Origin of the sequence: Corynebacterium sp. HMSC070E08, assembly GCF_001808895.1 — a bacterium.
In the GTDB taxonomy this organism is placed as follows: Bacteria; Actinomycetota; Actinomycetes; order Mycobacteriales; family Mycobacteriaceae; genus Corynebacterium; species Corynebacterium hiratae.
Map to the genome: position 1 here is coordinate 548 of NZ_KV794791.1, position 23405 is coordinate 23952.

Genomic DNA, 23405 nt, shown 5'->3' on the forward strand with positions numbered 1-23405 from the left:
GTAGGAACTTTCATCTTCACACCAGGGACCCCTATATGTTGTGGTGACCCGCTGAACCCATCGTGTTCTACTTCACCCCGCTACGCACTCCAAAACCGGAAGAGCCGGTTTTCATCCTAGGCCCCGCAAATGGTGCCTTTGCTTTGGTTCCTTTGCTTGAAGGCTCCAAGCCACCGCATGAAGAATCCAATAGCCTCGATTTCTAATACCGCACACGGGCAAAGGGCATTTGGAATAATCGCGACTAATCTTTGGCCCAGCGAGAAAGGTTATGCCAATCATGCGATTCGATCATTTGACCATCTTGACCCGCAATATCGAAGCCTCATGGGAGTTCTACCATCAACTTCCAAACTCCGAAGCAAAGCCATTGTCTGCTGAAGAAGGATATTTTGAAGTGTCGTTTGATGGCAGCGTAATTGGCGTATTCGATTCTTCAGTTTTTGCTTCAGCCACTAACACTAGTCCGGCAACCCCCGGCGGAGCAGTAATCCAATTCTCTGTTGAGGACGTCGACGAGTACTGGAGTCAACTTCCAGATTCCTATCGCGAGACTTCTGCCTCACCCAAGAAAATGCCATGGGGTTCTTATTCCGCCTACATTTCGGATCCAGACGGAAACATCTTGGAGTTCTATACGTGGTGAAGTCAGTTTGCTGCTTCGCAGAAATCGGCTTCTGAGAATTAACGGCTTAAGGGACTTTTCGTGTGGATAAACCGATACGGATTCCCAAGGCAGCCTGGGATAATACGGTGATCTTGATTTTGAATCGGTTCCAACAGCCTGATCGGTGAAATCGACATCGGATAGCCATAGACCTGTGGTGGGAGGACTGCTGCTGGTGCGGTAATGCCAATTCATATGGCTAATAGGAATCGGCTGTCGTGCGATATGTGCGGCCACTTTCTGGTTAAGAACAACAAAACTGCGGCAGGACCCCAAGGCCGGCTATGCCCTCAGTGCAACGTTTTCATCGATTAACACCCGCGCACACCAGTGAGATTCGGCATTTTAAAATCTTTATTGACTGGGTCCTTTCTGGGGAATCCGCAGACCACTTGGCCAAACGCCTTGGGATAACAAGGCGGACTTTGACCCGGTGGTTTAAGCTGCTGTGGTTTATCATCGTGCCAACAGCAGCAGATCCCTATCGTGTCTATGACCAGCTCTTTATCGACGGCACCTACTTTCACAAGAAATTCCTGCTGGTAGCCTGCACCGAAACGCACGTCATCGCCCGACATTGGTGCCTGCGTGAAAGCTCAAACGAGTACCTGAAACTGCTCGACAAAATCGCGGAATCGTACATCGTTACCACCGACGGGTCGGGGGGAGTGAACCTTTGCTGATCGGGTGGTTGAGTTCCACAGTGCCGAGTAATGGCATACACCTATTTTCCCTTTCATGCACTCTTCAAGCCATAGAACCCGAGAAGAGTATACGAAAGTTCCAAATTTAGGTGGGGGGATCAATTGTGAGTAAAGAATTGTTATTCTCATGGGGATTCCTGCCTTCGGGCGATGACGGAAGTTGTAAGGAAGATGCGGAAATGAAACTATTTAAAGTCTTTACCCTTGTCATTCTCATTGCAGGCGCTTTGTTGTGTATAGCGGGCTTATTTTGGGAAACTCGGCTTACTAATCTTGGGCTTCCTATGGCCCTTCTAGGAATAGCTCTTTCAGTTGCTGCATCAGCTAAAAGGAGGAGTAAAGAGTAATAGGGATATGCTCAGTCTAGGTTTGTCATATAGAAAGACGCCGACTCATTGAAGACTGAGGTAGCGCCTTGCCGGTTGTTGTCTGTCAGCTCAAGCAAGTAGAAGCCCCTAGCGGCAAGGCGTAGGCGATTTCGGAAGAGATACCATGCGACAGCACGGTCGACATGATCACAAATGTTCCACCCATTCCTGGCTACCTCTTAGCCAAACAGCTCATGGGATATCTCGCTGTCCGCAGTCGTATCGACAATAGTCGCCTACGACTGCGGGAAACTCGGCCTACGTGGTTAAGAAGAAGACCACGCGCAACCCTAGGATTTGCAATACCAGCCGAAGAAATGGCCGAACTCCAAGGCTATGCCAACGAAATCTAAAACCGTGTTTCCACGACCGCTAGAATCGGCCACCTGCGCATGAAGAAAAGTCCCCTGGATGATGACATCCAGGGGACTTCCCAGTGGCGGAGGATAGGGGATTTGAACCCCTGAGGGATGTGACTCCCGCACGCGTTCCAGGCGTGTGACATAGGCCGCTAGTCGAATCCTCCGCTGGAAAACATTACATGAGCCCCCTAATGAAGCAAAATCGCCAGGTCAGGGCGAAAAAGTTAAGGATGTAGTGGCTTGAGGCGGAAAGCGCGCTTGGAAGCGGAGTGGGGAGCTGGGTGGTGGGGGAGCGGTTTGGCGTCGGCAAGCAAGGCGCGCTAGGCTAGACCGCAGGATTCCGCGTGGCGTCCATCCTCTGAACTCCCCCAGGGCAGGAATGCAGCAAGGGTCAGGAGGCTCTGGCGGGTGCGCGGGGTCCCCTTTTTATTTGTGTGCTTTCACACGGGGGATGTGACGGGGCGTTAGTATGGTTGCCATATGTCCGCACTACGTCCCGGAAGGAAGACGGATGTCTCTTCTTAATCTTGAAAAGTCCGAGCTTGATGAGCTTGCCGCGCAGGTGCGCAAGGACTACGAGGCCCTCAAGGCTGAGGGGTTGGATCTTGACTTGACCCGCGGTAAGCCGTCCAAGGCGCAGCTTGATCTGTCCAACGATCTGCTCGTTCTGCCGGGGCGCGGCCACTACACCGATGCTGCGGGTAATGACCTGCGCAACTACGGCAACCAGAAGGGCATCAAGGAGCTGCGCGATCTGTGGGGCAAGCTCACCAACATGGATCCGGAGCTCCTCATTGCGGCGGACTCTTCCTCCCTGAACATCATGTATGACCTCATCCTGTGGGCCTACACCTTCGGCACCAACAGCTCTGAGAAGCCGTGGTCCAAGGAAGAGACCATCAAGTGGATCTGCCCCACCCCGGGATATGACCGCCACTTCGCCATCACGGAGTCCTTCGGCTTCGAGCTGATTTCGGTGCCGATGGAAGAAGATGGCCCGGACATCGAAGCAGTCGAGGAGCTGGCCAAGGACCCGCAGGTTAAGGGCATGTGGGTTGTGCCGATGTTCTCCAACCCCACGGGTGCCGTCATCTCGGAAGAGAAGACTCGCCGCCTTGCTGCGATGGAGACCGGCGCACCGGACTTCCGCATCGTGTGGGACAACGCTTATGCCGTACACACGCTGACTGAGGATTTCCCGGAGATTCTACCGATCCTGGATATCGCTGCGGAAGAAGGCAACCCGGACCGTTTCTGGGCTATGTCTTCTTCGTCGAAGATTACCTTCGCTGGCTCCGGCGTGAGCTTCTTCGGCTCCTCCGAAGACAACCTCGAGTGGTACTTGGAGCACGCCGGTATCCGTGGCATTGGCCCGAACAAGATTAACCAGCTGGCACACTACGAGTTCTTCGGTTCCGCCGAGGGCGTGCGCGCGGTGATGCGCCGCCACGCTGCGCTGTTGGCGCCGAAGTTCGAGGCGGTTCTTCGCATCCTGGATAAGAACCTCACCCACCATGAGATCGCGGACTGGACCCACCCCAAGGGCGGCTACTTCATCTCCCTCAACGTGATGGAGGGCACCGCGACCCGCGTGTGGGAGCTGGCCCGTGACGCCGGCATTCTCCTGACCCAGGCTGGTTCGGCGTACCCATACGGCGAGGACGCCAAGGACCACAACATTCGCTTGGCACCGTCCCTGCCGCCGCAGGAAGAAGTCGAGGCAGCAATGGATGGCGTGGCCACCTGTGTGCTGCTCGCCGCAGTAGAGAAGCTGGGGGCATAAGGCAATCAACTCCGACGAGACGGCCTACTGGCTCGACCAGATCATCCCGGCTGACCTCGAGTTCAGAAATGTCGAGGGGCAGCGTTTGGGCTTAGCCTCGCTGGAGGGTGAGCAGTCCCTCGCGGTCACGTGTGGCTTCGCCGATGTCGACACCGGGCTAGCGCACGCCGAGCAAGGCATCGACGTGCGCTGTGAGCTCCTCACCGTCGCCCGCACCGGGCAGGTGGAGGTGGCTGCCGCAGTGAGTGCTGCGGCAGCGTTGCTCACGGAAGCCGCAGGCTTGTTGCCCGCGCAACCGGGCCTGCTCTTGCCCAAGCTCTTTGCTGAAGACGATGAGCGCTTCGCTCACTTGAGCGTGCGTCATGGCATGCTCATCGCCCCGTACCTGTGGGGCGGCCAGACCCCGCAGGTGGCGGAGGAGGGCCGCCTAACGCTGGTGTGCCAACTGCTCATGCTGAGCGACGCCGAGTATGCCTACGCCGTCGAGGAAGGCGTGCCGGCGCTGCAGCAGGCGGTGGCAGAGCAAGGCATCGATCTGCTGGATTGGCAGCGCTCGGAGTGACGTGTCGGGTTGAGGCGCTACACTGACTAACCGTGGCTCTTTACCGGAAATATCGTCCAGCAACTTTCGCGGAAGTGGTAGGCCAAGAGCAGGTCACCACGCCTTTATCCGCTGCCCTCGACGCAGGGCGCATTAACCATGCGTACCTCTTTTCCGGCCCGCGTGGCTGCGGAAAGACGTCGTCCGCGCGCATCATGGCCCGCTCGCTGAACTGTGAGCAGGGGCCAACGTCAACGCCGTGCGGGCAGTGTGACTCTTGCGTCTCGCTGGCCCCGGGTGGGCCGGGCAACTTGGATGTCACGGAGCTCGACGCCGCCTCTCACAATGGTGTCGAGGACATGCGTGAGTTGCGTGACCGCGCCTACTACGCGCCGGCGGAGTCGCGCTACCGCATCTTCATCATCGATGAGGCCCACATGATTTCCGCCTCCGGTGCGAACGCCTTGCTCAAGGTTGTCGAGGAGCCGCCGGAGCACGTGATCTTCATTTTTGCCACGACGGAGCCGGAGAAGATCATCGGCACCATCCGTTCGCGTACCCACCACTATCCCTTCCGCCTGTTGACTCCGCCGGCGATGAAGGGGCTGCTGGAGCGCACCGTGGCCTCGGAGAACGTCCACGTGGATGACACCGTGTACCCCATGGTCATCCAGGCCGGCGGCGGTTCGCCCCGCGATACCTTGTCCATCCTGGACCAGCTGTTGGCGGGCGCAGGCCCCGATGGGCTGACCTACGACGTGGCCCGTCCACTTCTGGGTGTTACGGACGTAGGCTTGTTGGATAACACGGTTGAATCCCTGGCGAACCAGGATAAGGCTGGGCTCTTCCGGCTTGTCGACGATGTCATTGAGGCCGGCCACGACCCTCGCCGCTTTGCCATTGACCTTTTGGATCGTTTGCGGGATTTGATGATCCTGCAGGCCGTCCCTTCAGCGTTGGAGGAGGGGTTAGTCTCTGCGCCGACTGACCGCGGTGAGATCCTCACTGCCCAGGCGCAACGCTTCTCCGGCCCACAGCTGGCCTACTTGGCGGAAACCGTCAACGAGCGCGTGTCCTCCCTTCGTGGTGCGACGTCCCCACGGCTGCTCCTAGAAATTCTGTGTGCGCACCTCATCGTTGGCTCGGGGCCTGCAGCGGCAGCCTCCGGTCAGATGCCCACTGCTGCCCCGCAGGGGGCGGGCGTGCAGCCTTCCGCTCCCGCTGGGCAGGGAACTCCGCCTGCGCAACGCCAGCAATCTGCGGTCGCTAGCGCCCAGGATCCCGCGGCCGCTGCCGCGGCCATCATTGCGCAGCGTCGCAGCCGACAGGCGGCAAAGCAGGAGGCCCAGCAACAGCAACCACAGCAGGTCGAAAGGACTCAAGAAGCAGCCCAGCAGACGCAGCCGACCCCAACCCCTGAGGCTGCGCAGCCTCAGGCACCGGTGGAGCGCCCTGCACAGCCGGAGGCGCAGCCTGAGCCGCAGTCAGAGCAGCCTGAGCAGCACCAAGAGCGACCGGAGCACCAGCAACAGGAGCAGCACGAACAACCGCAGGAAGCGGAACAGCCGGAACTACAAGAACGGCAAGAACAGGCTCAAGGACAGCCACAAGAACAGCAGCCTGAGCCCGAGCAGCCTCAAGACCCAGCCGCGGAAATTCGCGGGCGTTGGTCTGACCTGCGGGCGACGATTGGGCGCCGGAACAAGGTCGCTGAAATCATGCTCGCCGAAGCCCGTGTCCTCGGCGTGCGTGATGACACCTTGGTTCTTGGCCACACCACCGGCGCGCTGGCGGAACGCATCAACTCGCCAGGCACCAACGAGGTCATCGTTACCGTCCTTAAGGAAGAGCTCAACCGCAACCTGAAGGTCACGTGCGTCATCGGCACCGACCCGAAGGCCCACGGCTTCACGGTGGCTGAACCAGCCCAGCGCACCCAGTGGAACCCCAACCAGCCACCACGCGAGGCCGCCGAGCCCGACGAGGAGGCAGAGAGTCCGGAGACTCCGGACAACGCTACTGATTCGCACTCTTCCGACACTGTGCCTGCTTCCGCGGCAGCAACAGAATCTGAAAGAGGAGACAAGCCCAGCGAGTCCGAGGCGAAGGAACCCAGCAATGCCAGTGATGACCCGTGGGGTGCGCCGCGCCGGATCGGGCAGCAGGCTCCGTCTTCTGCAACGACGACGGAGCAGCCGCGTGAGGCAGCTGAGTCGCAGCCGCCGGCAGACCCGCGACCGTCGGCAGAACCACAACGTCCGGACGTCGCCCCGCGCGGGGCGATGGTGCCCCCAAAGAGGGAGGCCCGTGGTAGCCAATGGCGATCACGCATCGCGCAAGCGAGCCAAGTAGCGGCCCAGCGGGATGAAGAGTTTTCCAAAGTTCCCAAGTTTGGCAACGGCGTTCCACTGCCGCCGGAGCCAGGCCCGGAGGAAGGCGAATTCGAAGCCCCACCGGAGGAGTACGGTCCGCCGGCGGGGGCGAATGGGGCGTCGGAAAGCGCAGGCCAAGCGCCTGCCGCGCCGCAACAACCTGCGCCTCAGCAAGCTTCCGCTCCGCAGCCGGAGTACACCCGCGCGGATGAGGAGCGCGAGATGATGGAGGCCGCGCAGAATGCCGGCGAGATGGACCACCGCAACGCCACGGAGGTGGCCATGGAGCTCCTCGCACAGGAGTTGGGAGCGCGGCGGCTCTAGCGTGGCATCTGTACACTTGGCGCGTAGTGAAAATAATCGTGTGAAAGGATTTTTAGCATGACTGAGAACGACCCGATGCAGCAGGCAAATGACATGAACGAGATCCTGGCGCAGGCAGCCCGCGTCCAGGCAGAACTGCAGAAGGCACAGGAAGAGATCCTGGCCTCCACCGTTGAAGGCACCGCCGGCAACGGCTTGGTGAAGGTCACCATGACCGGCGGCGCTGAGCTGCAGAACGTTACCATCGATAAGTCCGTGGTCGACCCGGAGGACATCGATACCCTCCAGGACCTCATCGTTGGTGCCTTCAAGGAGGCCCACGCTGCTGCTGGCCGCCTGGCCCAGGAGAAGATTGGTCCGCTGTCCCAGGGCATGGGCCAGTCTCAGCAGAACTACGATGGCCCGTCCTTCCAGGATGTCTTCGGCGGCAACCAGTAAGCCGCGCGTTAGACTTAAAGGCCGTTGTTGCTCTCTTCGTGGAGAGCAGCGCGGCCTTTTATTGTGTCCCCGGCCGTCGAGGTCTGAGGGATTGTTGAGTGAGGGGAGCATTGCGTGTTTGAAGGACCATTGCAGGATCTCATCGATGAGTTCTCGCGCCTGCCGGGTATTGGCCCGAAGTCAGCGCAACGCATCGCCTTCCACGTGTTGCATCAGGACCCAGAGGAGATTGACCGCCTCCAGAAGGCGCTGGGAGCAGTGCGTGATGGGGTGACGTTCTGCCGCATCTGCTGCAATATTTCCCGCGAAGAAGTCTGCCGCATTTGCATCAATTCGCAGCGCGATGCTTCCACCATCTGCGTGGTGGAAGAGCCCAAGGACATCCAGGTCATCGAGCGCACCGGCGAATATGACGGCCGCTACCACGTACTGGGCGGCGCGCTCGACCCGCTGGCCAACGTGGGCCCGAAAGACCTCAACATCTCGCAACTGCTGCAGCGCCTCGGCGGCGTACTACCGGACCGAGAGCTTGCGGATTCCACCCCGGAGGAGCCGCTTTACGACGATTCCCCGGACATCACCGAGGTCATCCTCGCCACCGATCCCAACACCGAAGGCGAGGCCACCGCGGCCTACCTCGTGCGCTTGCTGCGGGACTTCCCAGGACTGAAGATCACGCGCCTGGCCTCCGGCATGCCGCTGGGAGGCGACCTTGAGTTTGTCGATGAGCTGACGCTCTCGCGTGCGTTGAGCGGCCGCCTGACGGTCTAGCGCGGTGCTTCCTAGCGCTGCGAGCGCGGCGGCTCCGAGGCGTTAAAGCGCTCGGTGCGTAGCTGGTCAATAGCCGGGATATCCAAGGGCTCGAGTTCGCTGAGCGCGATTCCCATGGCCTTGGCCAGCAACAGGTCCGCCAGCTGCGGGTTGCGCGCCAAGACCGGACCGTGCATGTAGGTAGCGATGACGCTGCCCTGCACCGCGCCCTCGGCGCCGCGCTGGACGGCCCTGTCGGAGAGGTCCAGGATGGCAGCGGTATCCGCATTGCCGGTTCCGCGCGTGAGCGTTCCCAGCGGCTGGGCGGCAGGCCCCAGGATGGTGGCACCCATATGGTTTTCAAAACCGGTGAGAGGCTCGGTGAGCTCAGCGGTGATGCCGGCCTTGGTCGGTTCCGTGGCTACCTCGCCGATGGCGCGTTCGGTCATGGAGGCCGTGGTGGCGTCGATAAGCCCCACGCCATCCACCACGCGGCCGGACGCGCGGAAGGATTCGCCAAGCACCTGCAGGCCTGCGCAAATCGCCAGAATTGGGCGCTTAGCGGCCGCCGCGCGGGTCAAGCCACCGTCAGCAATGAGGTGCTCCGCGGCGAGAATCTGCGCGGTGTCCTCACCGCCGCCCAGGGTGTAGACGTCGAGGGACTCCGGCACCGGCTCACCCAGCTTGATGGGCACGATCTCTGCCTCGAGTCCGCGCATGCGGGCGCGCTGGCGCAGGACCAAGGCGTTGCCGTCATCGCCGTAGGTGCCCAGGATGTCGGGGAGGATGAGGCCAATCTGCAGGCTAGTCATTCGAATGCTCCTTTGCTGCTGCGGCGGTGAGGGCCTTCTTCAGATCACGGAAGGCGGTGTAGTTGGCCAGCACCTCGATGCGGCCCTCCGGGCAGGACTGAATAGCGGTGAGGGGATCCGGGATGAGCTCGTGCGAGATATCCGCGTAGACCAAACGTACTGCGAGGTCGGTTCCGCGCTCACCCGCAGCCTTGACTGGCAGATCTTCGAAGTCTTCGAAGCACACGTCCCACAGCCAGGACATATCAATACCGTCGGCCACATGGCCGTTGGTGGCGATGACCAGGCCATCGGCCTCGCGGTCCACCATGGACAGCGCCTCCTGCCAGCCGGCCGGGTTCTTAGCCAGCAGCAGGCGGATGGTGCGGTTTCCTAGCGTGATGGTGGAATAGCGCCCGGCCACATCGTCGACGCTTTCCGCGGCGGCAATGGCCTTGTGGCGATCCACGCCGAAAGCTTCGACCGCAGCGGCGACGGCTTGGGCGGCATTGCCGCGGTTGGCCTGCCCCGGCAGGGAGAGCTGGAGCTTGTCGACGCCCTCCGGGCTCACCAGCCCTTCCTTTGTTACCGCCCAGGTGGGCGTGGGGCGGCGGAATTCGCGGCCGTCGGCAAGCGGCTTGACCGCGTGCCAGTCCTCGCCTTCGCGCACGATGTGTCCTCCGGTGCGCGGGCAGGTGACGGATTCACCCATCCATCCGGCACCAGCGGAAACCCAGATGACGTTCTCCGCGTCATAGGCCACGGAGGTCATAAGCACGTCATCGCAGTTGGCGATGATGAGCATATCCGGGTGTGCCTCGACTACGCCGCGCAGGGCCCGCTCGATCTTGTTAATTTCGCCCACGCGGTCCAGCTGGTCGCGTGAGAGGTTCAGCAACACCAGCGCGGTGGGGTTGAGGTTATCCGCGACGTGGGGAACGTGGAGCTCGTCCACTTCCAGCACCAAGTGGCTCGCGTCCTTGCCTGCTAGAAGCGCGGAGATGATTCCGGCGTCCATGTTGTCGCCGCCATCATTGGTGGCCACGGAGTGCTCGGTGCGCACAGCGGCGGCGAGCATGCGCGTGGTGGTGGACTTACCGTTGGTTCCGGTCACCAGGATGGCTGGGCGCTGCTTGGCCAGGTTCTGCATGATGGTTGGGTCGATGGCGTTGGCGATGAGCCCGCCAATCATGCCGCCGGCGCCGCGGCCCGTGGCGCGCGAGGCAGTGGTAGCCAGCGTCGCAGCGGTGGTGGCAACCGCAGTGCGCGCGGAGGAGAACGCGCTTCGGAAGTTAAAATTCATGTTCCCCAGGGTAGTCGGGGGACGCTAGTTATCGGTGTTGCGGGAGCGGTTGTGTCCCGAGTTTTGTTGGCCCTGCTGGTTGCCATTACCGCGGCGGCCGCGCCCACCGCGGCGGCGACGCCTACGCCCGTGGTTTCCGCCTTTGTTTCGATTGTTGTTGCCAGAGCCCTGCGAACCTTGGTTATTAGCCGAGCCCGAGTGAGCAGGCTTGTCGCCTGCGGAACCCTCGGTTGAAGGGTTCTGGTTCTTCTTATCGTTGTGCCCTTGTTTAGCGGGCTGATGATTACCGGAAGATTTACGGCGGGAGCGGCGTCGATTCTTGTTCGTGGAGCGGTTGCGGTTGGACTGCCCACCGGAGCGTCCCTCGCCCTGGCGCTTCCCCGAGTTGCCCGCCCCACCAGATGTGGACTGCTCTTCGGGTTCCGTGGGTTCCTCGATGCGCTCGAGGGCCGCGAGGAAAGCGGTGTCGGACATCAGGGGAATGTTCTTGCGGTGGGCATGCATGGGCTTGCCCACGAGGTCCGTGGTGATATTGCAGACCACCAGGGAAGTCTCCCGGGTGAGTTTTTCTGAGTAGTTGAGCTCTTCCCGGGCGAGTGCGGCAATGATGGTGTCGGGTTCCTCGGTGATCTCCGGGGCTACGACGATCTCCATGCCGCGGATGAGCTCTTTGCCGGGCACATACGGACCGGGGTTGTGATGCTGACGAGGAGCCTCGGCGGCGTCGACGCGGACGTGGGAGCGCTGCAGCCCAAAACGATCCGCTCGCAGGTCATCCGGTGCGGCGCTGCTGAGTGGGCCAGCGCTTTGCGCGCGGTAGAGATCCACGAGCAGGCGGGTTGCTTCGCGGGAGGTATCTTTTTCTGCTCTCTGTGCACGCTCGACGCTGGCCGTGGGGTCGGGTGCAGAAAGGCCGGTGTCACGCGCGACGGCCGCCAAGCGGATGTCGGTGCCCCACACACTTTGGCGGCGGGCGGTGGCGAGGGTATCCACGATGGCGACTGGGGTGGGGACGTGTCCTACCTTGAAGCGGCGGCGTCGGCCCTTGCCCCGGTTGCGATTGCGCGCGCGGTTCTGGCGGGCAGCGGCGGTCATCGCACGGCGCGCTTCGGAGACGATGAATCCCCAGGTATAAGGGGTGTCGTGGACGATGAGCGTGCGGCCATCAATGAGCCGGTCCAGAGGCTTGAGCAGCATGGAGAAAGACTGCCCAGCCTGGATTTCTTCGACGCTTAACCCGTGGAGGTGCCGCGGTCCGGGGTCTGCGCCTGGGTTGATGACGGCGTGGAATTCCTGGCCGATCTCCCCAGCGGCGTTGAGAGTCAACGCATCCACGGTGAGCAGGCGGCCGGTCGAAGGGTGGATTCCGGTGGTTTGGATGGTCAGCGCCACGTAGGGAAAGGCGGCGAGAGCTTCCTCGCGGGCAGAGGCCTTGTGCTCCCTATCGGTCTGCTTCTTATCTGCCTGGTGGGGGCGCGGGCCCGGCTTAGGGGCGCCGGTGTGTGGTGACGCCGCGGCCGGCGTCTCTGCAGCGCTGAGCTGCGCTGCAGGCTCGGTGGGGCCGGGTGTCGTAGTCATTGTTCACAGTTTAGTACCCAACTGCGAGGAAGCTGGAAAGGGCACACGAGAAGGGGGTTGTATCCACTGAGTCGCGGTGAAGGTAAGCACGCTGCGGACTAGCCAAAGTCGATGATGATGACCCAGCCGTCGCGGTCGGATTGCTCGGGAGTGGGGTCAGGCTCGCGGCTGGGCTCGGGCTCTTTAGTCGGCTCGGGCTTTCTGGTGGGCTGAGGTTGAGTGGTCGGCTTGGGCTTGCTAGTTGGCGTGGGCTTAGCGGTCGGCGTGGGCTTCGTGGTGGGCTTGGGCTTGCTAGTTGGTTTGGGCTTGGTGGTGGGCGTTGGAGTTGCCGGAGCAGAAGTAGTCGAGGGCGCCGGAGCCGCCGTGGGTGGTGTGCTGACGCGCGTGGTCACAGGGGTAGTGGCCGGCGGCGTGCTCGGGGCAGTTGGTTCGTCGTGAGGTGCGGTTCGATCTTCGCCCACCGGAGTAGTGGTGGGAGCAGCCTTTGACGTGGAGGGCGTGGGTTCAGCCGGTGGCTTCGGCGTAGTCGTCACCACAGTCGGCGACGGGGTCGCCTGAGTTTGTGGGGTGGGACGGGGTACGTGGATCGGCGGCGTTGTGCGCGGCCGCGAAGTAGTGCTCAGCGGGTGCGTGGTGGTCGGCGGCTCTGCGGAGCGACTGACCTCACGTGAAGTGGTTGATTCCGTGCTTTTTTCGGTGCTCCTAGGGCTGGAGCTGGGAGCGGTGAACGCCTCAGTGCGGCGAGCCTCCGGAGCGTCGAGCTCCTCCGCTGTGGGTTCGGTGGTCCGAGGTGCTGCTGTTGTCGGTGCTGTATGCGGCAGGTGATCCGCCTGCGGTGAAGTAGCAGCCTCCTCGGCAGCGGGCAGCGGTGTACGTTCCGTGGGCTCAGCGAGCTCCGTGGGTTCTGCTGGTTCTGTCAGCTCAGTAGGCTCTGTGGGCTCGGAAAAACCAGTCGGGCTAAGCGCTCGCGTAGCGTCCGTATCATCCCGCTCCTCGGGGAGGTGGGCGTCTGCAGCCACAATGTCCGCAGTGTCCGCGACGTCGGAGGCCTTGTCCTCAATAGCAGCAGGGTCGGCGTCAGCAGAGTGTGACGTGGACACAGCGAGGGTGTTTTCTTCAAAAGCCGATTCGGCGAGGTTATCGTGGTGTGAACCGGAGGAATTCCCGGAAGATGCGAAGTTGGCAGCCCCGCCGACCACGACGGCAACGCCAGCAGCACAAGCTACCTTGAGCCCAGTGCTAGCTGCAGCGATCTTTGTTCCGGTCACGGCAGCCGCCCCGGCAGAGTTGAGGGACAGGGCTTGTGCGCTCTGCGTGGCAGCAGTACCGGCGGTCTTCGCTGCGCCGGTAGCCTCAATTCCGCCAGCCGGCAGGCTGGCTGCGTGTGCCTTGCCACTGTTGGTGACCTTCACGGCCGCTGCGCCCGCGGCGGCAGCGATGATTCCGGCGGTTCCCACGGCGAAGTGGCTTTCCGGCGTGCCTTCTTCGGAATAGACGGTGAGGGTTGGTTGTCCATCCGATATGAAATATGCGCGGGCGACTGCGATGAGACCCTCGTGATTGAATCCTGCGATGGTATCGCTCAGCCAGGGAGCCCGCTCCCGCGGAATCGTGGCGACGAGTTCGTCATCAAGGTGAACCTCGATGGAGCGTCGGAAAAAGTGCCGGTTGTTGGTCAAACGCACAAGGAGGTGCGCAGGGTGCGTCGGTAGGGAACTGGACGGGACTGCAAACTCGGTGATGCGCAAAGCGCGCTGGCCGCTGAGCATGCCCCACCGCTGAGCCGGGGGAATATTGAGCGGAACGCACAGGCCAGGCTCGGGGAGGAGGACCTCGAAAGCAGGAATGGTTTCTTCCGCCGCATCCTCGCGGAGTGCGATCTCCGCGGTGGCTTGTGGGTTTAGTCCCGCATCAATGATCCAGTCCAGTTCCGTGTAATCAGCAGTTTGGGAGGCAGGGATCTCGCCCACGATGTCTTCGCCGTGATGGACGCGAAATCCTGTACTTGAATGTCCACTCAAAGTGACGGGGAGATGACTGCTTTCAGTTAGCGAAAGCAACTGCAGGAACATCTCCGGGTTTACGGTGTCAACCGTCAGGCGACGCGGTGTGCCAAACCCGTGGTGGGGAACCACATAGTTAGTGACCGTCATATTGCTCGCCTTCGCTGAGTAGACCACGTCGGGTGCATACGGCTGGGCGGGTCTGCCGTGAGCATTGGGAATGCCGAAGCCCAGACTGAAGCGCTGACTAGCCGCACGAAATGTTTGAAAAATCTTTATTGCAGTGCAGTTATGCTGCTTAACTATATCGCTCTGAGTTCTGGCCTACAAGAAAGCGCATTCAGCGGGATATGGTGACGAGGAATTTTTGCGCATAGCTTAAAGCTCGGATGCTGGAAGCTAGGGAGGAACGTGCTCCTCCCTCCCTAGCTGCACTGTTGTTAAGTCTGGCTTTGCCTGGCTTAGTCTGCGCGGTTGACTGCGGACGTAATCGCGTTGATGGATGCGCGCGTCGTCGAGCCAGCGATGCCCGCGCCCCATACCTGGGCGCCGTTAACCTCGGCGGCGATGTAGCAGGCGGCCTCGGCGTCGTCGCCAGCAGTACGGGATTGCTGGGAGTAGTCGATGACCTCGAAATCAATTCCGACGTCCTCCAGCGCATTGGCGTATGCGGCGATGGGGCCATTGCCGATGCCGGAGACAACGCGCTTCTCACCGTTGAAGACGATGGTCGCGGTTACCTTGGCGTCCTCGCCCTCTGTGGTGGAGTTGTCCACCTGGAAGGAAACCAGCTCTAGCGGGGAGGTGCGCTCCAGGAATTCGTTGGCGAAGATGTCCCACATGTTCTTGGAGTTGACCTCGCCACCTTCGGCGTCGGTCACCGCCTGCACGACGGAGGAGAACTCCGCCTGCATGGCGCGCGGCATGTTGATGCCATGGTCGGTCTTCATGATGTAGGCTACGCCGCCCTTGCCGGACTGCGAGTTGACGCGGATGACCGCCTGGTAATCGCGGCCGACATCCTTCGGGTCGATGGGCAGGTAGGGAACTTCCCAGGTGGTTTCCTGCAGTTCCTCCCACGACACCTCGGTGTTGTTGGCGCCGGGGCGTACCTCCTGGGCCAGGGCATCCAGGCCCTTGTTGATGGCATCCTGGTGGGAGCCGGAGAAGGCCGTGAACACCAGCTCGCCGCCGTAGGGGTGGCGCTCCGGTACGCGCAGCTGGTTGCAGTACTCCACCGTCTCGCGGATCTTGGGCAGATCGGAGAAATCGATCTGCGGGTCCACGCCCTGGGTGAGCATATTCAGACCCAGCGTGACGATGTCTACGTTGCCGGTTCGCTCACCGTTGCCAAACAGGCAGCCCTCGATGCGATCTGCGCCGGCCATGTAACCCAGCTCGGCGGCGGCAATGCCTTCGCCGCGATCGTTATGGGGGTGCAGTGACAGAATGATGGAGTCGCGCTTGGCAAAGTTGCGGTGCATCCACTCGATCTGGTCGGCGTACACGTTCGGGCTAATCATCTCCACCGTGGACGGCAGGTTGATGATCATGGGGTTATCCGGGGTAGCCTCCATGATGTCGACGACGGCATCGCAGACCTCGACGGCGAAGTCCAGCTCGGTTCCCGTGAAGGATTCCGGCGAGTACTCCCAGCGCCAGTTGGTGTCCGGGTAATCCTTGGCAATGCTCTTGATGAGCTCTGCGGCATCCGTGGCCAGCTTCTTGATGGCCGGGCGGTCCTTGCGGAATACCACGCGGCGCTGCAGTTTCGAGGTGGAGTTGTAGAAGTGCACGATGACGTTCTTCGCGCCCTGGCACGCCTCGAAGGTACGCCGAATCAGGTGCTCGCGGGCCTGGACCAAGACCTGGATGGTGACGTCTTCGGGGATCTTATTGCCCTCAATGATCTCGCGGACAAAGTCGAAGTCCGTTTGGGAAGCGGAGGGGAAGCCCACTTCGATCTCCTTGTAACCCATGGCTACCAGCAGGTCGAACATGCGGTGCTTGCGCTGCGGGGACATCGGATCAATCAGGGCCTGGTTCCCATCGCGCAGATCCACCGCACACCACTGCGGGGCCACAGTAATCTTCTTATCCGGCCACGTGCGGTCCGGCAGCGTGACGGGCTCGACCTCCTGGGCGAAGCTCTGGTAGCGGTGGACCGGCATCGAGGAGCCGCGCTGCTTATTCCAGGCGGGCTGGTTCTCGTTGCGCGGGCCGGCCGGGGTGGTGATTTCGCGGGGAGCGGAGATGAAAGAATCATTGGGGGACATGGTGTTTGTTCTCTTCCTTGTGTGTGGCCTGAGGCGTTTGTTTCGCCGCGTTGCTGTGATGAGCAACGATGTAGTGAATTGTGGGGACGGCCAGCTGTGGTGTGTGTTGGCATCACCACGCTCCGCGACGGGGCGCTGGCCGTAGAGTTACAAACCTAAATCCCGCCGCGGCTACTAAGGAGAAGAGTGTGCCGCAAAGTCATGTGAGCCACAATACAACGCTTCCCACTCTGCGGCAACTGGTTTCACATACTGGGATGGGGTCGCGGGTGGCTAGGATGTGTTGCGTGCCTGAAGAAAACACCATGACGACTGCTCCGGAACCTGGGAAGAAGACTGCGCCGGGCAAGGAACCGGATGCCGCCCCGACCCCTGAAGGTGTGCTAGGGGTACTTTCGCTGCTGCCCATGGCCGTGCTGGTCGCGGTAGTGGGCACTGCAGTGCGCATCGCTGTGCTGAGCGGCATCGCAGCCGTCAACGAGCAGGAGCTGTGGGATCAGCTCACGGCCTGGGACTCTAAGTACTACCTGGAGATTGCGCGCGTCGGTTATTTCGATGCGGACATCCATACGGATGGGCCGGTCCATGAAATCACTATGGCTTTCTTTCCGGGTTTCCCCATACTGTTGCGGGTTCTGGGGTGGACCGGGATCAGCCTTGAGGTAGCTGCCCTCCTTGTGAATACTCTTTTTACCGCGGTGATGGCTGCTGGAGTCATGGTCCTAGCGCAGCGCCTGGGGGCAGGGCGCCGTGGGCAATGCGCCGCGGCCATCGTGGTCAGCAGCGCTCCGATGTCCATTGTGTTTTCCATGCCCTATACGGAAGCCCTCTTCGGGGCCCTTGTGGTGTGGGGACTCGTGGCGCTGGATGAACGCGATTGGTGGAGCGCCGCGGCTTTCGGTATTGCCTTGTCCTTTGTCCGGCTGACCTCCGTGGACTTCCTTGCAGTTTTTGGCCTGTGGGTGCTCCTTTACGGGCGGCGTTCCTGGCAGGCGTGGCTCAGCCTGATCGTGGCGTCGCTCCCGCTGCCGGGCTACTTGCTGTGGACGCAGCGCTACCTGGCGGAGGCTGGCGGCTACTTCGGCATCCAAACCGAACACTGGAACTCCACCTTCGACGGGGGAGTTGCCACCGTGCGGTTCGTGTGGGAAACCTTGACGGAGAACAACGATGTGGGCTACTTGCTCACCGTGCTGGTGATCCTCGGTGCCCCCGTGTTGCTCATCGCGGCCTGGGGGAAGGTTAACCCGGTCGCCTGGTGGTTTAGCGCTGCGTTATGTGCGAATGTGCTGCTTTCCGACGGCATCATGCACTCGCGCCCGCGACTTCTCCTGCCCGCAATCATTCTGGTGCTGCCGTGGGTTGTGCGCGCCGCCACGGCGTGGCGCCCACGCATGCTGTGGGCTGCCTGTGGCGCATGGGTCCTGTGGTCGGCGTGGTTCTCCGCCTACATGCTGGTGGTCTTTGAGTGGGCGATCTAGTGCGGGCTTTGTTCCGCGAGCCGCGTGCTTCCCGGGTTGACCGGAATGCGTGACAGGACGATCGTGGCGGCGATCATGATGATGAGCGAAGCCCCCATCACGCACCAGCCCGCGATGCTCTCGACCTGGAATTTCTCGCCCAGGACCCAGTAACCCAGGCCGAAAGCCACGATGGGCTCCATGATGGTCATCGCGGGAAGCGAATGCGCAAGAGCGCCGGCGTGGAAGGAATACTGCTGGATCACCGTGCCGGCAGCCGCCAGCCCGATGAGCACGTACAGCTCCCAGCTCGCTAGCAATGCTGCGATGCCTTGGTGGGAGAGGACGTCAACCACCGCTTTCGCTACGAGCGCCACGTAGCCGTAGAGGATGCCGCAGGCGCTGCCGAGCGCGAGTGCAGATTCCTCCGGCCGGTTATAGGCCGCCACAAAGAGTGCGGCGAGTGTCAGCGCGCCGAGGGCGAAGGCGGGCCACCACTGGGACCAGCTGGGCGTCGTCAAGCCTGCGGTGGGGCGCCCATAGACCACCATGATGCCCACTGCGACGGTCAGTGCCAGGCACCAGAAGACCTCCCGCGCCGGCATCGGCCGCCGGGAATACCACGCGGCGAGCGGCAGCGTGAACATCAGGGACAGGACGAGGATGGGCTGCACGATGAGCAGCGTGCCGAAGTGGAGTGCGATGAGCTGCAAGGCATAGGCAACGACGGCGGCTCCGGTGCCAATCCACCACAGGGGAGTGCGAATTGCGGTCCGCATGACGGTCCTGGAGCTGGCGTCCAACACGATGCGGTGGCGTATGACAGTGCCCCAGGCCACGACTAGTGCCGAGGCCAGTGCGAAAGCAACGGCAACCAGGTTTGAAAGCATCGTTTCCACCTTACCTGGAATTAATATCCAGCACGTGTTTCGATGGTAGCCAAAGGGCGGTAGTCTAAAGGAGTTGACTGCCGGTCTATAGGTATTGGGCGGTGAACAGGTAATGGCCCTCACAAACAGGAAAGGTGGGACCGTCAGTGGCCCTAGTCGTACAGAAATACGGGGGATCCTCCCTCGAAAGCGCAGAGCGCATTCGCGCGGTGGCGGAGCGCATTGTGGCGACGAAGAAACAGGGCAACGACGTGGTTGTCGTGTGCTCCGCCATGGGGGATACCACCGATGAGCTCCTAGACCTCGCCGCCCAGGTCAACCCCGTCCCGCCGCAGCGCGAGATGGACATGCTGCTGACCGCCGGCGAGCGCATCTCCAATGCGCTCGTTGCCATGGCAGTGGAGTCCCTCGGTGCGCAGGCTCAGTCTTTTACCGGCTCCCAAGCTGGCGTGCTCACCACTGAGCGTCATGGTAACGCCCGCATTGTCGACGTCACCCCGGGCCGCCTGACCGAGGCGCTGGATGCAGGCAAAATCTGCATCGTCGCGGGTTTCCAAGGCGTCAACAAGGAATCGCGCGACGTCACCACCCTCGGCCGTGGCGGATCGGACACCACCGCGGTGGCGCTGGCGGCAGCGCTCAAGGCCGATGTGTGTGAGATTTACTCCGATGTCGACGGCGTCTACACCGCTGATCCCCGCATCGTTCACAACGCCCAGAAGCTCGAGCAGCTCTCCTTCGAGGAGATGCTGGAGTTGGCCGCCGTGGGCTCTAAGATTCTGGTCCTGCGCAGCGTCGAATACGCCCGCGCGTTCAACGTTCCCCTTCGAGTTCGCTCGTCTTATTCAAACGACCCCGGCACGCTCATCGCCGGTTCAATGGAGGATATCCCCGTGGAAGAAGCAGTACTAACCGGCATCGCAACCGACCGCTCCGAGGCCAAGGTCACCGTCCTGGGAATCCCGGACCGCCCGGGTGAGGCCGCTAAGGTGTTCCGCGCTATCGCAGACGCCGAGATCAACATCGACATGGTCCTTCAGAACGTCTCCTCCCTGGAGTCCGGCACGACCGACATCACCTTCACCTGCCCGCGCTCGGATGGGCCGAAGGCAATGGAGATTCTGGCCAAGCTCAAGGAGGAGGGCCACTGGACCAACGTGCTGTACGACGACCAGGTGGGCAAGGTTTCCCTCGTCGGCGCAGGCATGAAGTCCCACCCCGGTGTCACCGCGGACTTCACGGAGGCATTGCGTGACGCAGGGGTCAACATGGAGCTCATCTCCACCTCTGAGATCCGCATTTCCGTGCTGACCCGCGAGGCCGATCTCGATAAGGCAGCCATTGCTTTGCACGAGAAGTTCCAGCTGGGTGGCGAGGAAGAGGCCACCGTTTATGCTGGTACCGGACGCTAAAGTTTAAGGAGTTAAGGTCATGACCACTGTTGCAGTTGTAGGCGCCACCGGCCAGGTCGGCCGCGTGATGCGCACCCTCTTGGAGGAGCGCAACTTCCCGGCCGATACGGTTCGCTTCTTTGCCTCCGCGCGTTCGGCGGGCCAGGAGCTCACCTTCCGCGAGGACAAGATCGTCGTGGAAGATCTGGCAGAGCAAACCGTCGAAAGCCTCGCTGGGATCGACGTCGCCGTGTTTTCCGCCGGCGGTTCCACCTCCAAGCAGTATGCGCCGCTTTTCGCCGAGGCCGGTGCCATCGTGGTGGATAACTCCTCCGCATGGCGCAAGGACCCAGACGTGCCGCTCATCGTCTCGGAGGTAAACCCGCAGGAGAAGGGCAATACCCCGAAGGGCATCATCGCGAACCCGAACTGCACGACCATGGCGATCATGCCGGTCACGAAGGCGCTTCACGACGCCGCCGGTCTCACCACCATGCGCGTCGCCTCCTACCAGGCCGTTTCCGGCTCAGGCCTGGCAGGCGTGGAAACCCTGGTTAAGCAAGTAGCGTCCATCGGCGACCGCAACGTTGAGCTCGTCCACGATGGCTCGGCGCTCGAGGTCTCCGAGGAGGATCTGGGCCCCTACGTCGCCCCGATTGCGTACAACGCGCTGCCGCTGGCCGGCAACCTCGTCGATGATGGCACGGAAGAAACCGACGAGGAGCAAAAGCTGCGCAACGAGTCCCGCAAGATCCTGGGCATCCCGGAGCTCAAGGTCTCCGGTACGTGCGTGCGCATCCCGGTGTTCACCGGCCACACCATGGTGGTGCACGCGGAGTTTGAGAAGCCGATTACCCCGGAACAGGCCCGCGAGGTGCTGTCGTCCGCACCGGGCGTCAAGGTCGTCGATGTGCCGACCCCGCTGGCGGCAGCCGGCATCGACCTCTCCTTGGTCGGTCGCATCCGCCAGGACCAGGCGGTCGAGGACAACAAGGGCCTTGTCTTCGTAGTCTCCGGCGATAACCTGCGCAAGGGCGCCGCGCTCAACACCATTCAGATTGCGGAGCTGCTGGTCTAAAGCAAAGCTGCAGCGAGTTTTAGAACCCGCATAAATAAGAAAAGTCCGCCCCCAGATATCACTCTGGGGGCGGACTTTTTGTGAGTAATGGGAAAGGGGGTGTGCGGAAGGGCTAGTCCTTCGGCACCTCGGGCTTCGTGTGCTCCACGAAGGTCACAGAGGGTTCCGGATCCTCGCGGTCGTATTCAATCTCATCGTCGGCCTCGAGCTCCTCGTGGATCTCATCGGCAACGGTCGAGACGAACTCTTCAGTTTCCATGTTGGAGGCCGCTGCCAGCTTGCGCAGCTCGCGCTCGTTCTTCTTGGTGAAGTGCTCGCGCGGGTCAAGGCGGCGCTTAACCAAGGTGCGGGCGCGCACGCGGCGGTCAGACTCGGAGGTGATCTTGTCGCGCTGGGTAATCCAGGTGATGACCATGACGGCAATCATGAGCAGGCCAATCCAGCCCAGAATCGGGTAAACGCTGGAAACCAGCTGCTTGAAGCCAATGAAGGAGAGGATGAAGCCCACGACACAGGCGCCCGCGTAGACGGGGTAGAAGAGCTTCGGCTTCTTGCGGGTCAGGCGCTTGCCCATGGCGTAGAACATGCCGATAGCGGTGTTGAAGACCATGCCGTAGATGATGAAGGTCATGAAGTAACCCAGAGCCGGGTTCACGTGGTTGATCAGCGTCAGCACCGGCAGGTCCTGCTTGTAGACTTCCGGCGCCACCATGTAGAGGGAAACCACGAGGAGAGCGAGCAGAAGCAGGTAGAAGAAGCCACCGATGAGGCCGCCAACACCGACGGCACGGTTATCCAGGATGTTGCCGCCGATGACGATGGACATCGAGACCGCGCACATGACGTTGAGGCCGGTGTAGTTCAGCGCAGCCAGCCACCAGTTGCTGAGCGGACTCTCGACGTTGTTGACAGCAAACTCATTGGCTTGGGACCAATCCACGTCGGTCACGATGATGGTGTAGCCGGTGGCCAGAACCACGAAGATAATGATGAACGGCGTAATCGCGCCGATGACGTTACTGACCTTATCCACATCGAGGAGGCCTACCAGCAGGACGAGCACGAGCATAATAGCGCCGCCCACCCAGATGGGCACACCCTCGAATTGCTGGCTGATGGTGGAGCCACCACCGGCGAACATGACGAAGCCGATGGAGAACAACGTGGCCAGTGTGCCCCAGTCCAGGATCCGGGAGACGATGGGCCCACTAATGTTGTCGTACACTGCCGTGTGCTCATCGGCCTGGAAATAGGAGCCAAGCTGCAGAATTGCTACACCAGTAATAATCATGAGGGCGGAGGCGAGGAGTACGCCCCACAGGCCCATGTTTCCGAAAGCCACGAAGTACTGGAGTGCTTCCTGGCCGGAGGCAAAGCCGGCGCCGACGACGACGCCGATGAAGGCCATGGAAATGGCCACTGCGCGTTTCCACATAAGGTAAAGAGGTCTCTCAATCTCACACGCGCCGGGGGAATGCCATCACTACCCAAGGTGTGGTGCGGGCAATTGGGAAAGCCTCGCGGGCCCGGTTCGACTATCGATTTATCACGTGTGCCTCGGAAAAGATTAGGCGCCGTCTATCGGTGTTTTCCAGCTGGGGCTGAGGTTTCCTTAAGGATAGGCAGTGGCCGGGGGTGTCAGAATTTGCCGTTTGGCGCATGTAGATGCAGGTTCTATGGCCGGCCAAGCCGATTTGTAACGGCTCGATAACGATTAGCCGCGTTGGTTGATTAAGTCCTTGCGGGCGCGAGCAACTCGAGAGCGGATAGTGCCCACGCGGACCCCGGCGATCTTCGCGGCCTCCTCGTAGGTATAGCCCAGAACTTGAGTCAGGATGAGGGCTTCGCGGCGGTCTTCTGGGAGGGCGTCGATAAGCGTGCGGGCGTCGATCCACTCGCTCCACGTTCCGGCGTTTTCGGGAGTTGCTGCGAGAGCGGCGGCATCCTCGTACTCGGTGGCGGACTTGCGCGGGCGGGCCATGTCGTGGCGGATGTTATCTACCCACACGCGGCGCGCAAGCGAAAGTAGCCACGTGCGCGCTGAGGAGCGTGCAGCGAAGCGGGGGAGTGCGCCGATGACGCGCAGGTAGGTCTCCTGGGTGAGATCGTCCGCGATATCGGGGCCGCCAAGGTGGGCGAGCAGGCGCCAGACATCATCTTGGGTGGACTTAATGAACTCCGTGAGGGCTGCGCGATCGCCACGGCCTGCCTTGAGGGCGAGGTCGGTGACGCGCGCATCGTCGCGCTCGGAGTGTCGTTTCACCTCCCATAACTTACCAGTCGGGGGATGAGGGGCTTGGGCACTAGGGGCTTAAGTCGGTGAGCA

General features: G+C 61.6%; 17 protein-coding genes, 1 tRNA gene, 1 other RNA gene and 2 pseudogenes. 12 read left to right on the forward strand and 9 right to left on the reverse strand.

Translation table 11 applies throughout. The features are described 5' to 3' along the window. Positions 1-280: 280 nt before the first annotated feature. The 3 genes and pseudogenes from HMPREF2526_RS13015 to HMPREF2526_RS13280 all read left to right on the forward strand — a co-directional run bounded on the left by HMPREF2526_RS13015 (position 281) and on the right by HMPREF2526_RS13280 (position 1718). Positions 281-646: a VOC family protein gene (locus tag HMPREF2526_RS13015; RefSeq protein ID WP_168163159.1), complete on the forward strand. Its 366-nt coding sequence runs from the start codon at positions 281-283 to the stop codon at positions 644-646. Between the two features lie 216 nt (positions 647-862). Then, positions 863-1335 (forward strand): annotated as a pseudogene (locus HMPREF2526_RS09780) (IS256 family transposase); the annotation flags it as partial. A 140-nt stretch (positions 1336-1475) separates the two neighbouring features. Continuing rightward, positions 1476-1718: a hypothetical protein gene (locus HMPREF2526_RS13280; protein ID WP_128081864.1), complete on the forward strand. Its 243-nt coding sequence runs from the start codon at positions 1476-1478 to the stop codon at positions 1716-1718. Positions 1719-2176: 458 nt separating this feature from the next. Here HMPREF2526_RS13280 and HMPREF2526_RS09785 read toward each other — a convergent pair. Next, positions 2177-2265 (reverse strand) — tRNA-Ser (locus tag HMPREF2526_RS09785). 167 nt (positions 2266-2432) lie between these two features. On the opposite strand from HMPREF2526_RS09785, the gene ffs reads away from it, so the two are divergent. From ffs to recR, 6 genes are all read left to right on the forward strand, one after another. Continuing rightward, positions 2433-2531: signal recognition particle sRNA small type (ffs, locus tag HMPREF2526_RS09790), an RNA gene on the forward strand. Between the two features lie 81 nt (positions 2532-2612). Next, on the forward strand, positions 2613-3884 hold the full coding sequence (locus HMPREF2526_RS09795; protein WP_070547172.1) for an aspartate aminotransferase type Ic: 1272 nt from the start codon (positions 2613-2615) through the stop codon (positions 3882-3884). Between the two features lie 85 nt (positions 3885-3969). After that, positions 3970-4446: a suppressor of fused domain protein gene (locus HMPREF2526_RS09800; protein WP_049157816.1), complete on the forward strand. Its 477-nt coding sequence runs from the start codon at positions 3970-3972 to the stop codon at positions 4444-4446. A 32-nt stretch (positions 4447-4478) separates the two neighbouring features. Next, positions 4479-7121: a DNA polymerase III subunit gamma and tau gene (locus HMPREF2526_RS09805; protein WP_070547173.1), complete on the forward strand. Its 2643-nt coding sequence runs from the start codon at positions 4479-4481 to the stop codon at positions 7119-7121. Positions 7122-7178: 57 nt separating this feature from the next. Beyond that, on the forward strand, positions 7179-7559 hold the full coding sequence (locus HMPREF2526_RS09810; RefSeq protein ID WP_046648833.1) for a YbaB/EbfC family nucleoid-associated protein: 381 nt from the start codon (positions 7179-7181) through the stop codon (positions 7557-7559). A 114-nt stretch (positions 7560-7673) separates the two neighbouring features. Continuing rightward, positions 7674-8330 (forward strand): recombination mediator RecR, encoded by a 657-nt coding sequence (recR, locus tag HMPREF2526_RS09815; protein WP_010190001.1) that lies wholly within the window; start codon positions 7674-7676, stop codon positions 8328-8330. An 11-nt stretch (positions 8331-8341) separates the two neighbouring features. Here recR and HMPREF2526_RS09820 read toward each other — a convergent pair whose 3' ends face one another. From HMPREF2526_RS09820 to leuA, 5 genes and pseudogenes are all read right to left on the reverse strand, one after another. Beyond that, the gene (locus tag HMPREF2526_RS09820; protein WP_070547174.1) at positions 8342-9121 is read right to left on the reverse strand and encodes a type 1 glutamine amidotransferase; all 780 of its coding nucleotides are present in this window, start codon (positions 9119-9121) and stop codon (positions 8342-8344) included. Further along, positions 9114-10403, reverse strand: a complete 1290-nt coding sequence (locus tag HMPREF2526_RS09825) for a Mur ligase family protein (protein WP_070547175.1) — start codon at positions 10401-10403, stop codon at positions 9114-9116. The genes HMPREF2526_RS09820 and HMPREF2526_RS09825 overlap by 8 nt, the downstream gene beginning before the upstream one ends. Positions 10404-10814: 411 nt before the next feature. Further along, positions 10815-11981 (reverse strand): annotated as a pseudogene (locus HMPREF2526_RS09830) (DNA polymerase III subunit epsilon); the annotation flags it as partial. A gap of 98 nt (positions 11982-12079) precedes the next feature. Next, positions 12080-14134, reverse strand: a complete 2055-nt coding sequence (locus HMPREF2526_RS09835) for a hypothetical protein (RefSeq protein ID WP_148139565.1) — start codon at positions 14132-14134, stop codon at positions 12080-12082. Positions 14135-14445: 311 nt separating this feature from the next. Next, a complete protein-coding gene (leuA, locus tag HMPREF2526_RS09840; RefSeq protein WP_049157825.1) occupies positions 14446-16260 on the reverse strand; it encodes a 2-isopropylmalate synthase in 1815 nt (604 codons plus the stop codon). Positions 16261-16538: 278 nt separating this feature from the next. On the opposite strand from leuA, the gene HMPREF2526_RS09845 reads away from it, so the two are divergent. Continuing rightward, positions 16539-17741: a mannosyltransferase family protein gene (locus HMPREF2526_RS09845; RefSeq protein WP_070547177.1), complete on the forward strand. Its 1203-nt coding sequence runs from the start codon at positions 16539-16541 to the stop codon at positions 17739-17741. On the opposite strand, the gene HMPREF2526_RS09850 is transcribed toward HMPREF2526_RS09845, so the two are convergent. Continuing rightward, positions 17738-18610 carry a DMT family transporter gene (locus tag HMPREF2526_RS09850; RefSeq protein WP_046648824.1) on the reverse strand — a complete coding sequence of 291 codons (873 nt, stop codon included), beginning with the start codon at positions 18608-18610 and terminating at the stop codon, positions 17738-17740. The genes HMPREF2526_RS09845 and HMPREF2526_RS09850 overlap by 4 nt on opposite strands. A 146-nt stretch (positions 18611-18756) precedes the next feature. On the opposite strand from HMPREF2526_RS09850, the gene HMPREF2526_RS09855 reads away from it, so the two are divergent. Further along, positions 18757-20022 carry an aspartate kinase gene (locus HMPREF2526_RS09855; RefSeq protein ID WP_070547178.1) on the forward strand — a complete coding sequence of 422 codons (1266 nt, stop codon included), beginning with the start codon at positions 18757-18759 and terminating at the stop codon, positions 20020-20022. A 19-nt stretch (positions 20023-20041) separates the two neighbouring features. Then, positions 20042-21079 (forward strand): aspartate-semialdehyde dehydrogenase, encoded by a 1038-nt coding sequence (locus HMPREF2526_RS09860; RefSeq protein WP_070547179.1) that lies wholly within the window; start codon positions 20042-20044, stop codon positions 21077-21079. A 112-nt stretch (positions 21080-21191) separates the two neighbouring features. Here HMPREF2526_RS09860 and HMPREF2526_RS09865 read toward each other — a convergent pair whose 3' ends face one another. Then, positions 21192-22514: a YkvI family membrane protein gene (locus HMPREF2526_RS09865; protein WP_046647898.1), complete on the reverse strand. Its 1323-nt coding sequence runs from the start codon at positions 22512-22514 to the stop codon at positions 21192-21194. 279 nt (positions 22515-22793) lie between these two features. Then, on the reverse strand, positions 22794-23342 hold the full coding sequence (locus tag HMPREF2526_RS09870) for an RNA polymerase sigma factor (RefSeq protein ID WP_049157834.1): 549 nt from the start codon (positions 23340-23342) through the stop codon (positions 22794-22796). Positions 23343-23405 lie beyond the last annotated feature (63 nt).

Coding starts and splice junctions, on each gene's coding strand:
- HMPREF2526_RS09860 (WP_070547179.1), top strand. CDS start 20,042: ATGACCACTGTTGCAGTTGTAGGCGCCACCGGCCAGGTCGGCCGCGTG.
- HMPREF2526_RS09825 (WP_070547175.1), bottom strand. CDS start 10,403: ATGAATTTTAACTTCCGAAGCGCGTTCTCCTCCGCGCGCACTGCGGTT.
- HMPREF2526_RS13015 (WP_168163159.1), top strand. CDS start 281: ATGCGATTCGATCATTTGACCATCTTGACCCGCAATATCGAAGCCTCA.
- HMPREF2526_RS09835 (WP_148139565.1), bottom strand. CDS start 14,134: ATGACGGTCACTAACTATGTGGTTCCCCACCACGGGTTTGGCACACCG.
- HMPREF2526_RS09810 (WP_046648833.1), top strand. CDS start 7,179: ATGACTGAGAACGACCCGATGCAGCAGGCAAATGACATGAACGAGATC.
- leuA (WP_049157825.1), bottom strand. CDS start 16,260: ATGTCCCCCAATGATTCTTTCATCTCCGCTCCCCGCGAAATCACCACC.
- HMPREF2526_RS09820 (WP_070547174.1), bottom strand. CDS start 9,121: ATGACTAGCCTGCAGATTGGCCTCATCCTCCCCGACATCCTGGGCACC.
- HMPREF2526_RS09865 (WP_046647898.1), bottom strand. CDS start 22,514: ATGTGGAAACGCGCAGTGGCCATTTCCATGGCCTTCATCGGCGTCGTC.
- HMPREF2526_RS09845 (WP_070547177.1), top strand. CDS start 16,539: ATGTGTTGCGTGCCTGAAGAAAACACCATGACGACTGCTCCGGAACCT.
- HMPREF2526_RS09850 (WP_046648824.1), bottom strand. CDS start 18,610: ATGCTTTCAAACCTGGTTGCCGTTGCTTTCGCACTGGCCTCGGCACTA.
- HMPREF2526_RS09795 (WP_070547172.1), top strand. CDS start 2,613: ATGTCTCTTCTTAATCTTGAAAAGTCCGAGCTTGATGAGCTTGCCGCG.